Source organism: Psychromonas algarum (assembly GCF_004376845.1).
In the GTDB taxonomy this organism is placed as follows: domain Bacteria; phylum Pseudomonadota; class Gammaproteobacteria; order Enterobacterales; family Psychromonadaceae; genus Psychromonas.
The window spans coordinates 1-12,169 of the sequence record NZ_SNUW01000008.1; the positions used below are offsets into that span (position 1 = coordinate 1).

Here is a 12,169-nt window from a genome sequence, read left to right on the forward strand (position 1 = left end):
CAATTATATTGAGATGTTTTACAATCGGAAGCGATTACATAGCCACCTTGGCCATGTGTCTCCTGATGAGTATGAAAAAAGGTACTTAATCGAGAATTAACGTGTCTACAAAGTCGGGGGAAGATCAGTATTTTATTACCGAACTGTTGTGGCTTAGTAAAATTGGCCACAACTTTGTAAGTTTCTATCTCACTTGAGGGGCGTTAGTGCCCCTGTTTTGCTTTTATTTAGTTTATTTGTTCAATCAATAAGTTGATAATATTTGATTCTGTCGTAACGGAGGTATTTATGCCGCTTAGAGCTATCTTAGATGATGTAGAAATTCAGTCTTTCAATCTAGATATAGAAGAGTGGAATTTATTGAAAGATACATATAAAGATAAGTCTCTTTTAATGCCATGTTGCCCAAGAAAAGCTATTCCTAAAACGAGTAAACTTGGCATGAAGTACTTTGCTCATTCAAGGCGTGGGGATTGTACTTCTGCTCCGGAAACACAAGAACATTTATATCTAAAATTTCTAGTCGCTAAGCTTGCACAGCAGTATGAATGGGATGTTACTACAGAGTACGCGGGTAGTACTCCTGACGGTGAAAAATGGGTAGCAGATGTATTTTGTAAAAAAGGAACTTCAAAGTTAGCTATTGAAATACAGTGGTCTCAGCAGACAAACGATGAATATTTGAGGAGAACTCAAAAATATACAAGCTCTGGTGTCAGGTGCGCATGGTTGTTCAGGCTAAGAGCTAATAAAGAGTATTATAATTCTGACTTCTTAGAGTCCAAGGAGTTACCTTATTTCGGCTTTAAACACCAAAATGGGGAGTTCGTTATTTCAAGGTATATGGTATCTATTGAGGATTTTGTTGGTGGGATGTTCTCTGGCTCTTTAGCTTGGGAACCTAAAAACAATGAAGAGATATTCGCTAATATTCGCTACCAGACTGTTATATGTTGGGCATGTAAGATGGAAACCAATGTCATTACATCGGTTGGAATGAAAAAAGCAAATAATACCTCTTTAAGAGGTTTTATAGATGCGCCTATTTGGTTTACAGATAAATTAGTGGCTAATTGGGCCGCTAAAAATGTCCCGCAGCAGTTACTATTGACTAAACAGATTGGTGAAATTAAAGAACGCTACAGTAAGACGGTTGGTGAAACATACCTATCCAATGGTTGTGTACATTGTGATGCTTTACAAGGTAACCACTTTATATCTATTGATAACAGATACTATTCTCCAAGCCATAAGTCATTTATCATTCCGTGGAAATACTCACAGGAAAAATTTCCACTCAACGGAGCGTGGTTTTTTAACGGTGAAAAAGGAGAGTACTATTATTAGCAAATCACGCACTTCAATATGTTATTTGTATAATGTTTATCTGAGTTAAACTTTGTCTAATTTCACTCAACTCCTAGCTCGCTTCGGGGCACGAAGCGAGATAGAAATACTTGTAACTCTCTTCTAAATTCACATATTTTTGTTGTTAATACGGAACCTTTCTCTTTATTTGCATGATGAAGGTTTAATTAACCTTTCAACTTGTTGATTAACTGTTATTACTTTGACATATTGATGTACATTAAAAACTTCAAAAGATTACCAAATATGAATTTAAATCCTCCCAAATTGAATATGGATACACCAATTAGTATTATTATTGGTGAAAATGGCTGTGGGAAAAGTCATTTACTCGCCAGCCTCGCATATGTAGGTCCAGATGAAGATAATATTGTTCTTGCTATCGCAACATCAATTTATGATAAATTTCCGAAGCGAAATTATCATCGAAATTATCATTATATGGGAGCTAGGTTAGGTCGATTTATACCGAGGGAGGTAATTAAGCAGGCGGTTATAAAAACTGACTTTTTAAACTCAAAAGAATTTACAAGCATCTATAAAGTTCTTGATTACACTGGTTATGATCAAAAAATTGGTTTTAAGTTTTCTGGGCTTTCTTCTGATTACTTAGAACAACTATTCACAATCGCTGATATTGACGATTCAAGCCTTGAAAAAGCAATTCATGCAATGTCTTCCCTCGGTAGTACAAGTCAGTATATAAATTTAGAATTTGATATTTTATGGTTTAATAATAATGAAAAACGATACAACTCGAACGAAGTACTTTTATCTGAGCTACTGCAATTAGAAAAAATATTAAGGAAACATAAGATAATCAAATCAATTGATATTTATTTATCGAAGAAAAATAGATCCTTCCCTTTAAACAAGGCAAGCTCGGGTGAGCTATCGCTAATTAGCACATTAATCTTTATTTCCTCCTTTATAGACTACAACACATTAATCCTAATCGATGAGCCAGAAAATAGCCTTCACCCCAAGTGGCAAAAAAGATATATCAGTATGATTATGGACATGTTTTCCTACCACAGGCCAAGAATTGTTGTCGCAACACACTCCCCAATTATAATTTCTGGAACACATGCTGAAAAAGGTGTTGATATTCATAAGCATACAAACTCAGGGTTTCAGTTGGATAATCATTTTATAAAGAATACAGAAGAAATTTACAGTGACCTATTTGATTTGATTACTCCAGCCAGTAGAACCCTTTCCAATAATTGTTCAAAGTTACTTAATGATTACTCTGATGAAATTATTACGTTCTCTCAAGCGGCCAACCAAATTACCAACTATATCTCGATGTCTTATGACGATGCTCAAATAGAATTTCTTCAAGGCATTAATGACCTTCTTAACCAGATAAAAGATAATAGGGATTAGTTATGATGGCTAAATTAAGCTTCACAGAAAATCAAAAAAGTGTATTAAAGTTATCCAGAAAAGAAGGTCATAGATCTTGGGGGCACATTCGTCTTAACCTTATTAAAGCTAAGATCAAAGATCATCATTTAATACGTCAAAATGAGTCATGTTGCTATTGTAATCGCAATATTGGTGGTGAGTTTAGAATGGTATTAGATATTGAGCATATCCTTCCCAAGTCACGTTTTGTTACTCACATGTTTACTCAGAGAAATCTGAGTATTTCATGTAAGCGCTGTAACATGAACATTAAAAAAGATGACATAAGTTTTTTAGAACACCCCCTAGCTCAACTTCCCAATCGAATTTTCAGAAGTCGATATTATAAATTTATCCACCCAAATTTAGATAATTACGACTCGCATTTATTGATGTATCACTTCCAACGAGGCCGTACACATCGAATAATTAAATATGAGATTCAAAATAATAGTGCCAAAGGAAAGTTTAATTATGAGTACTTTAAATTGGATAGACTTGAACGTAATTCCTTTGATGAAGCACAGGGAGCAACCCCAAGAATTGAAATCAAAGATCCGAAAATAAGTAACTTATTTTCTGAACTAAAAAGTAACTTTAATCAATAAGATCAGTGACTAGTACCCAATTAATATTTTTCTGTGAGGCTAAAGTAATATGCAAACTGGTAAATCAACTATCAAAGGTATTTTCGATGGAACTAAAAGTAAGATGAGCTAAGGCGCTTTGGGGGCGAAAGCGACTTAGCTTTCCGACACAAAAATCAGTTTATGACAGTCTAATATTTTCTGGGCAAACAAAAAAGGAAGCCGAAGCTTCCTTTATATAACCAATCGTTTCTTGGTTTTAGTTATACGTAAAAGCGATCTGCATTCATCACTTTTGTCCAAACTGCAATAAAATCTTGCACAAACTTTTCTTTACTATCATCTTGAGCATAAACTTCTGCATAAGCACGTAATATAGAATTTGAGCCAAATACTAAATCAACGCGTGTTGCCGTCCATTTTACTGAACCGGTTGAGCGTTCAACTATCTCGTAGGAGTTTCGACCAGTTGGTTTCCAACTGAAATTCATATCTGTTAAGTTAACAAAAAAGTCGTTACTTAAAGTGCCTACATTATCGGTAAACTCGCCATGTTTCTCACCATCATAGTTAGTACCTAATACACGCATACCACCTATTAATACAGTCATCTCTACTGCTGTTAATCCTAATAACTGCGCGCGATCAAGTAGCATCTCCTCGGGCGTCACCACAAAGTGTTGCTTTTGCCAGTTACGGAAACCATCTGCTTGTAATTCTAAGAATGCAAATGATTCAACATCTGTTAGCGCTTGTAATGCATCTCCTCGACCAGCAACAAAAGGTATAGTCTGCTCAAAACCCGCCGCTTTTGCTGCTTGCTCAACCCCTACGTACCCAGCAAGAACAATAACATCGGCGATACTTGCACCGGTTTCAGCTGCAATCGGCTCAAGTTTAGCTAATACTTTCGCTAAACGCTGTGGCTCATTACCTTGCCATTGATTTTGTGGGGCAAGTCGGATACGTGCACCATTTGCACCACCACGTTTATCTGAACTACGGAAAGTACGTGCACTATCCCATGCGGTTGACACTAGCTCACCAATAGAAAGGTCTGTCGCCGCTATTTTTTGCTTCACAACGTCAACATCATAAGCCGTTGTACCAGCTGGAATAGGGTCTTGCCAAAGCAGTGTTTCAGCAGGTACATCAGGTCCAATATAGGCTTCTTTAGGCCCCATATCTCGATGAGTTAATTTAAACCATGCACGTGCAAACACCTTCTCAAAGTAAGCAGGATCTTCATAAAAACGCTGTGATATTTTCAAATAATCAGGATCTATTTTCAATGCCATATCTGCATCAGTCATCATTGGGTTATGACGAATGCTGTCATCTTCTACATCAACGGGTTTATCTTCTTCAGCGATATCAGTTGGTTCCCATTGCGTTGCACCTGCTGGACTCTTAGTTAATTGCCACTCATGATTCAGCAACATGTCAAAGAAACCGCCCTTAGCTGAATTCCACTTCATTGGCTCGCTTGTCCATGCACCTTCAATACCACTGGTGACAGTATCACGTCCAATGCCACGTGATTTTTTATTGTTCCACCCAAAACCCTGCTCTTCGATTTCAGCACCTTCCGGTGCGTCACCTAGTTCGTCTGCATTACCATTACCATGTGCTTTACCCACTGTATGGCCGCCAGCCGTTAATGCGACCGTTTCCTCATCATCCATTGCCATGCGTGCAAAAGTAATACGCATATCTTGTGCTGTTTTTAATGGATCAGAAACACCATCAACACCTTCTGGATTAACATAAATAAGCCCCATCATTACAGCTGCGAGTGGATTTTCTAAATCACGCTCTCCTGAATAACGGCTCCCTTCACCACCACTTGGCGCCAACCACTCTTTTTCTGCTCCCCAATAAGTATCTTTTTCTGGATGCCAAATATCTTCACGACCAAAAGCAAAACCAAAAGTCTCAAATCCCATTGATTCATAAGCCATTGTGCCTGCAAGAATCATCAAATCAGCCCAGCTAATTTTATTACCATATTTCTTTTTGATCGGCCAAAGTAAACGGCGTGCTTTATCAAGGTTGCCATTATCAGGCCAAGAATTCAGAGGGGCGAAGCGTTGATTACCTGTTGAAGCGCCTCCTCGACCATCTGTTTGACGATAAGTACCCGCTGAATGCCATGCCATGCGAATCATAAGGCCACCATAATGCCCCCAATCAGCAGGCCACCAATCTTGACTGTCGGTCATTAACGCTTTCACATCGTTCTTTAAAGAAGCTACATCAAGTGTTTTTAGTGCTTCTCGATAATTAAAATCAGCACCTAACGGATTAGTTTTTGTATCGTGTTGATGAAGAATGTCTAACTCTAGAGCATTAGGCCACCACACTTGTGCTTTAGAAGAGGTTGTTGCTCCGCCGTGCATAACTGGGCATTTACTTTCGTTTTTCATCGCTACTTCCTTGATTTAAATAAAGTTAAATAAACATCTTAAGTAGGCGGATTAGTGATATAAGTTTATCCGCTTAGTTTTTGAATTATTATTGTAGTAACAAAATCAAGCAATGTAAAAGCGATTAATTATGGTTAATTAATAGGTAAAAACTATTACCAATAAACTACATTCGATTAACTGTGGATAGGGAGTTTGTCGCTTCTGTCGCAGAATTGATATAAGTTGTGGATACCTGCCGAGTAGGCTGAAGTGACAATTCACACCGGTTGTTTTCATACTGAACTGTTGAGTGATCAATACTTGGCATTAATTCTTTTTTTGCTGCAGAGTAACTTGCTAATTTATCTGTCACAATCTTCAACGGCATCACTCCCTGACCTTTTAATAACCGCTTAAAGAAACGTATGGCAGCGCTTTTAACCTTACGCTTTGTACTAAAATATCAATCTCATCATCGTCTTGATCTACTGCTCGCCAAAGGTAATGCAATACGCTCTTAATCTTAATAAAAACGCCATCCAAATACCAAATATCACCAAGCTGATTACACTTATTTTTAATCTGGTTACAAACAATATATATTTCCGTATTTATTGCACCACTAGCGGACGTTTCATAACTGACGATGATAAAGCCAAATGGCATGCCTGATAATTTGTACGGGATAACGACAACCAGCACGAACGCATGAACTTTTTATCAGAGAGATATTACATAATAGGTAGAAATGCTGTTAAATTGATAGTACCCTATTGTCTTTTACATGGTCATCATTAGTCACATAAAATAATGGTAAGTGATATTACGGATATGCTTGTTATTTAGTACTTTCGATGAAATCTATTTCTTTTTGAAATTTAGCAATCGTTTGCTTTTGCTCAAAAAACGAAATTAAACGATAAAACAAAAAGCATAGGTTAGTTTCATATGACAAACTTACTCAATATTAAAAGCTTAAATGTATATTTTAAAACTATGTTTGAGACTAAACATGTTTTAAAAGATATCAATTTATATATCAAGCAAAATGAAATACTCGCGGTTGTTGGTGAAAGTGGTTCCGGGAAATCGGTGATGAGTAAGGCTATTATGGGCTTACTCGGTGATAATGCTATAAAAACAGGAGAAATCATTCTTCATGGTAGCAAATTGCAAGACAAACCAGTTGAAATGCTTCAATTACCTAGAGTTCAAGCGCAGTCAATTCGTGGTGATGAAATTTCAATGATATTTCAAGATCCAATGACATCTTTGAATCCTTTAATGACAGTCGGTAAACAAATTGCAGAAGCGATTCGAATCCATCAAGGTAAAAGTCAATGTGATGCGCTAACTGAAGCCGGTGATTTACTGGAACGTGTACGAGTACCCAGTGGCCGTCAAGTATTAAAAGTGTACCCTCACCAATTGTCAGGTGGCATGCGGCAGCGCGTTATGATTGCAATGGCGCTAGCTTGTCGTCCTAAGCTATTGATTGCAGATGAACCAACCACTGCACTTGATGTTACCATCCAAGCCCAAATGTTGGGGCTGATTAAAGAACTTCAAGCCGAACTTAATATGGGTGTTATTTTTATTACCCATGATATGAGCGTAGTACATGAAATAGCAGATAGAGTAGCGGTAATGTACAAAGGTGAAATTGTGGAAGTGGGAAAATTAAAAGATGTTTTTTTGACTCCTAAACATGATTACACTCAAGCATTACTGCGAGCAGCACCTAAGCTAGGTGAAATGACAGGACGAGATTTACCTCATACATTCCCAGTATTATCTATGGAAGAAGAGCTTATTAAGGATGATGATTCTGAAGAATTATTAGAAATAGAAGGTGGGATTGTTGATTATGAACAAGAGCCTATTTTAACTGTTTCAGACTTACATGTTATTTTTCCTCGTAAGCGAAATTTGTTTGGTAAGGTCACTCATCAAGTTCATGCAGTCTCTGGCGTATCATTTGATTTATATAAAGGTGAAACGCTAGGTATTGTGGGTGAAAGTGGTTCAGGTAAATCTACAATTGGCAATGCTATTTTAGGGTTGCTCGAAGAAGCAACGGGTAAAATTGAATATGAAGGAATTAATTTACTTAATATTCCTAAAAACAAACTCTCATATATTCGTAACAAAATCTCATTTATCTTTCAAGACCCACTGGCATCACTTAATCCAAGGATGTCTATTGGTGCAAGTATTGCCGAACCATTGATTATTCATCAATCAGAATTAGATGCCAATGAGCGAACTAAAATAGTAAAAGATCTGCTCCAAAAAGTTGGTATATCACCGGATCTCTATAATCACTATCCACATGAGTTTTCAGGAGGTATGTTACAACGAGTGAATATTGCACGAGCATTGACTACCAACCCTGAAATTATTATTGCCGATGAATCAGTATCTGCTCTAGATGTTTCTGTACAGGCTACAGTTCTTAATTTAATGATGAAACTTCAAAAAGAATTAGGAGTTGCATTTATCTTTATTTCACATGATATGGCAGTAATTGAACGTGTATGCCATCGAGTAGCGGTTATGACAAAAGGACAGTTAGTTGAAATTGGTTACCGTAGAGAAATTTTTGAATCAACAAAACACAGTTATACCAATAAGTTAATTGATGCGATCCCAAAAATTGATTTTGAATCAGATGTAGAGAAACGTTTTGAACTAATTACGGACGAAATTCCTGACCCAATTTATCCTGTTGATGTAAGCCCTGAAGCGATTACCATGAAATCGATAAGCGAAAGCCATAGAGTCGCCCAAGAGTAAATATACGCTTAAATAGCTTATACATTCTTTAAATTAATAATAAATATAGTAAAGACATATGAGGAAACATAATAAATGAAACTTTATAAAAAAATATTGCTAGGTGCTTCAATTACATTGGCAATGGCTTCGATTGCAAATGCGAAAGATACAAACAAAGTAATTATTGCAACAACACAAACCGTTCAAACTCTGAACCCTCACAATGCTTCAATTACACTTGATATGTCTGTCGCAAGTGCTGTATATGAAAATCTTTTTAAGTTTGATAAAAATTTGGTAATTGTACCGGTACTAGCAACAGGTTATCAAGTCAGTGAGGACGCAAAAACATATACAATTCAATTGCGAGATGGTATTAAATTCAGTGACGGAACGGATTTTAATGCAGAGGCTGTTAAGTTTAATTTTGATCATGAGATTAGCAATAAACTTCGTCGCGCTTCTTTATTGACAGAGGTTGACAATATTGAAGTTATTTCACCTACAGAACTGAAAATTTCACTAAAAACACCATCTAATGTATTTATTAATAATATTACTCATCCATCTCAAGGCATGATAAGCCCTACTGCTATCAAAAAGTATGGTGATGATATTAGTAAACACCCTGTTGGAACAGGTCGTTATTTATTTAATAAATGGGTACGTGGTAGTTCGGTATCCTTTACGGCCAATCCAAATTATTGGGGTGGTGATGTTGCAGTTAAAGATTTAGAATTCCGTCCAGTTGCAGAAGCAGGCTCTCGTTTAGCTATGTTAAAATCTGGCCAAGCACAAATGATACTTAAAGTCCCAACTACATTAAAACGTGCGGTGGAAGGAGATAAGAAATTAGAAATCAAACCAGTACCTTCAATTATTGCTCGTTACTATGCACTGAATACACAAAATAAAATTTTAGGTAATATAAAAGTTCGTCAAGCATTGAACTATGCAATAAATAAACCTGCAATGATCAAGGTAACGTATGGTGGTAGTGCAACTCAGTTAACATCAATTATTCCAGATAGAATTGAAACATACACTCCGCAGCCAGAATATAAATATGATGTAGAAAAAGCAAAATCATTACTAAAAGAGGCTGGATACCCTAATGGTTTCAAAGCAACTTTATGGTCTAAAAATTCAACGGAATCAATGAGAAATGCACAGTTCTTACAACAGCAACTTTCCGATATCAATGTAGATATCAATATTATCCCTCGAGATGTAGCTAGTCATTATGCTGCTGCGGATGATCTGAAAAACAATTCAACTAAACCTATAATAATTGATGGAGGGTGGTCCTCATCTTCTGCTACTGCTGACTGGGCAATTCGACCAATATTTGAAACAGGTGCATCATCAAACTATGCTCTATATTCAAATACTGAGGTAGATAAACTTATAGATCGAGCACGAAAAACAACAGATAAAAAACAGAAATTAATGGATTATCAATCTGCTCAAAAAATAATTTGGTCAGAAGCGCCATATATTTTCACTACTGTTGATATTCAATTGTACGGGAAAGATAAACGTTTAGAAGGTATTGAATTATTACCTGATGGGTCATTATCGGTTGGTAATATTAAATATTCATCAAAATAGTTTGAATGTCGTTAATGTTATAGTGGAATTCACTATAACATTAACGGTAAGTTAAATTATGATTAATATCTATGACATATAATTATGACGTAGGTACATTCATAAACTATAAAAAATTCCCTTATGTAAGAAAATAAAATGTCCCAATATATTATAAAACGATTATTTGGAACGCTATTAGTGATGTTTATTATATCAATCATAGCGTTTATGTTCGTTCACCTATTGCCAGGTGACCCAGCTCGTATGATAGCTGGTGAAGATGCTACCGCCCAAGATTTGATTAATATTCGTCACCAATTAGGTTTAGATTTACCTCTTATCCACCAGTTTCATAATTTTATTATTAACTTGATGCACTTTGATTTTGGCCAATCAATCATTGTAAATGAGCCTGTGTCAGAACTGATTAGTGAACGTTATAAAGTATCAATTACACTTGCGGCATTTAGTTTATGGTTTATTCCATTTGGAATAATACTTGGCATCATTGCAGCAGTATTTAAATCAAAGCTGCCAGACAGATTTAGTATGGTATTAGCCGTCTCAGGTATTTCGATTCCAGAGTTTTGGTTAGGGTTAATGCTTATTCAAATTTTTGCAGTTAAACTAGGTTGGTTTAATCCAACAGGATATGAAACACTTAAAGACTTAGTTTTGCCAGCTATTACGCTTGGAACAATCGGTACAGCAATTATTGCTCGATTTACTCGTTCAGCTTTCTTAGACGTACTATCAGAAAATTATATTCAAACAGCCAAAGCAAAAGGATTAATGCAATCAAAAGTAATTGTCAATCATGCATTTCGCAATGCGATGTTACCAATAATTACAGTGATTGGCTTACAAATTGGTTTTATCCTAAGTGGTTCTATTGTGGTTGAAACTATTTTTGGACTGCCTGCATTAGGCTCATTATTAATTGATTCAGTGAATTCACGGGACTACCCTGTCATACAAGCTTTACTTATTTTATATTCATTTCAGTTTGTTATTATTAATTTCCTTGTCGATATTTTATATACCCTCATTAACCCACAAGTAAGAATGCAGTAGGAGGCATCATGAATAATCAAAAATATTCACTAAAAACACAAGATGCTATCGCTGAAATTGAAGCACCTTCAACAGATAAACATACTGAATTATCTAATAATAAAGTAGTGTCACCAACACGAATGTTTTTAGAAAGATTTAAAAGTGAAAGGATGGCCATAGCTGCATTATGTATTTTACTTTTGTTTATAATATTAGCAATTTTTGCCCCAATATTATTAACTAACACTGCAACAAGCGTCGATTATAACAATGTATTATCATCTCCATCTTGGGCACATTGGGCCGGTACTGACTCTTATGGACGTGATATTTTTACACGTCTTATCTATGGTGCAAGGATATCTTTAACTGTGGGTTTTGTTTCAGTTAGTATTGGTGCCGTTATAGGTACATTCCTAGGTATTATCAGTGGTTATCGTGGTGGATGGGTTGATGCTGTTATCATGAGAGCTGCAGATGTACTATTTGCATTCCCTAGTTTTTTATTAGCGATAGGTATCGTTGCTGTTTTAGGCGGAGGTATTATTAATGTTGTAATAGCTATCGCTATCTTTAGTACGCCGACATTTGCCCGAATTGTACGTAGTACAACGCTATCTGTTGTAAATAGTCAATATGTTAAAGCAGCAAAAACAATGGGTGCAAGTCACTTTCGAATTATGTTTTTACATATTTTACCAAGCACTATGAGTAGTGTCATCGTTTACTTTACCATGCGTGTTGGTACATCTGTATTAACAGCAGCTAGTCTTAGCTTTTTAGGCTTAGGGGCTCAACCACCATCACCAGAATGGGGAGCAATGCTCGCAGCTAGCCGTGACTTTATGTCTATTGAAGGATTCATGTATTTAACAGTATTCCCTGGCGTTTGTATCTTCTTAACTGTGCTGTCATGTAATGTTTTAGGTGATGGATTACGTTCAGCATTGGATCCAAAAAATTAAACTA

The 12,169-nt window shown here is 36.2% G+C and carries 9 protein-coding genes and 1 pseudogene; 8 read left to right on the forward strand and 2 right to left on the reverse strand.

Features of this window, described 5'->3' with window-relative positions; translation table 11 throughout:
- Positions 1–7 precede the first annotated feature (7 nt).
- The 4 genes from E2R68_RS14270 to E2R68_RS08500 all read left to right on the forward strand — a co-directional run bounded on the left by E2R68_RS14270 (position 8) and on the right by E2R68_RS08500 (position 3,386).
- Positions 8–100 carry a hypothetical protein gene (locus E2R68_RS14270; protein WP_508278657.1) on the forward strand — a complete coding sequence of 31 codons (93 nt, stop codon included), beginning with the start codon at positions 8–10 and terminating at the stop codon, positions 98–100.
- Between the two features lie 188 nt (positions 101–288).
- Complete coding sequence (locus tag E2R68_RS08490) at positions 289–1,347, forward strand: competence protein CoiA (RefSeq protein ID WP_134277269.1); 1,059 nt, start codon at positions 289–291, stop codon at positions 1,345–1,347.
- 267 nt (positions 1,348–1,614) lie between these two features.
- The gene (locus E2R68_RS08495) at positions 1,615–2,757 is read left to right on the forward strand and encodes an AAA family ATPase (RefSeq protein WP_166738836.1); all 1,143 of its coding nucleotides are present in this window, start codon (positions 1,615–1,617) and stop codon (positions 2,755–2,757) included.
- A 2-nt stretch (positions 2,758–2,759) separates the two neighbouring features.
- On the forward strand, positions 2,760–3,386 hold the full coding sequence (locus E2R68_RS08500; protein WP_208380177.1) for an HNH endonuclease: 627 nt from the start codon (positions 2,760–2,762) through the stop codon (positions 3,384–3,386).
- Positions 3,387–3,628: 242 nt separating this feature from the next.
- Here E2R68_RS08500 and katG read toward each other — a convergent pair whose 3' ends face one another.
- Together katG and E2R68_RS14275 are read right to left on the reverse strand one after the other, a co-directional pair.
- Positions 3,629–5,791 carry a catalase/peroxidase HPI gene (katG, locus tag E2R68_RS08505; RefSeq protein ID WP_134277271.1) on the reverse strand — a complete coding sequence of 721 codons (2,163 nt, stop codon included), beginning with the start codon at positions 5,789–5,791 and terminating at the stop codon, positions 3,629–3,631.
- 235 nt (positions 5,792–6,026) lie between these two features.
- Positions 6,027–6,494 (reverse strand): annotated as a pseudogene (locus E2R68_RS14275) (IS6 family transposase); the annotation flags it as partial.
- Between the two features lie 227 nt (positions 6,495–6,721).
- Here E2R68_RS14275 and E2R68_RS08520 point away from each other — a divergent pair.
- From E2R68_RS08520 to E2R68_RS08535, 4 genes are all read left to right on the forward strand, one after another.
- A complete protein-coding gene (locus E2R68_RS08520) occupies positions 6,722–8,569 on the forward strand; it encodes an ABC transporter ATP-binding protein (protein ID WP_134277274.1) in 1,848 nt (615 codons plus the stop codon).
- A 75-nt stretch (positions 8,570–8,644) separates the two neighbouring features.
- The gene (locus tag E2R68_RS08525) at positions 8,645–10,162 is read left to right on the forward strand and encodes an ABC transporter substrate-binding protein (protein ID WP_134277275.1); all 1,518 of its coding nucleotides are present in this window, start codon (positions 8,645–8,647) and stop codon (positions 10,160–10,162) included.
- A 138-nt stretch (positions 10,163–10,300) separates the two neighbouring features.
- Positions 10,301–11,218 carry an ABC transporter permease gene (locus tag E2R68_RS08530; protein WP_134277276.1) on the forward strand — a complete coding sequence of 306 codons (918 nt, stop codon included), beginning with the start codon at positions 10,301–10,303 and terminating at the stop codon, positions 11,216–11,218.
- Between the two features lie 8 nt (positions 11,219–11,226).
- On the forward strand, positions 11,227–12,165 hold the full coding sequence (locus tag E2R68_RS08535; protein WP_134277277.1) for an ABC transporter permease: 939 nt from the start codon (positions 11,227–11,229) through the stop codon (positions 12,163–12,165).
- The last annotated feature ends 4 nt before the right edge of the window (positions 12,166–12,169 follow it).

Excerpts from the sequence above, each read along its gene's own strand:
- E2R68_RS08490 (WP_134277269.1), top strand. The coding sequence starts at position 289 with ATGCCGCTTAGAGCTATCTTAGATGATGTAGAAATTCAGTCTTTCAAT.
- E2R68_RS08495 (WP_166738836.1), top strand. The coding sequence starts at position 1,615 with ATGAATTTAAATCCTCCCAAATTGAATATGGATACACCAATTAGTATT.
- E2R68_RS08500 (WP_208380177.1), top strand. The coding sequence starts at position 2,760 with ATGATGGCTAAATTAAGCTTCACAGAAAATCAAAAAAGTGTATTAAAG.
- katG (WP_134277271.1), bottom strand. The coding sequence starts at position 5,791 with ATGAAAAACGAAAGTAAATGCCCAGTTATGCACGGCGGAGCAACAACC.
- E2R68_RS08520 (WP_134277274.1), top strand. The coding sequence starts at position 6,722 with ATGACAAACTTACTCAATATTAAAAGCTTAAATGTATATTTTAAAACT.
- E2R68_RS08525 (WP_134277275.1), top strand. The coding sequence starts at position 8,645 with ATGAAACTTTATAAAAAAATATTGCTAGGTGCTTCAATTACATTGGCA.
- E2R68_RS08530 (WP_134277276.1), top strand. The coding sequence starts at position 10,301 with ATGTCCCAATATATTATAAAACGATTATTTGGAACGCTATTAGTGATG.
- E2R68_RS08535 (WP_134277277.1), top strand. The coding sequence starts at position 11,227 with ATGAATAATCAAAAATATTCACTAAAAACACAAGATGCTATCGCTGAA.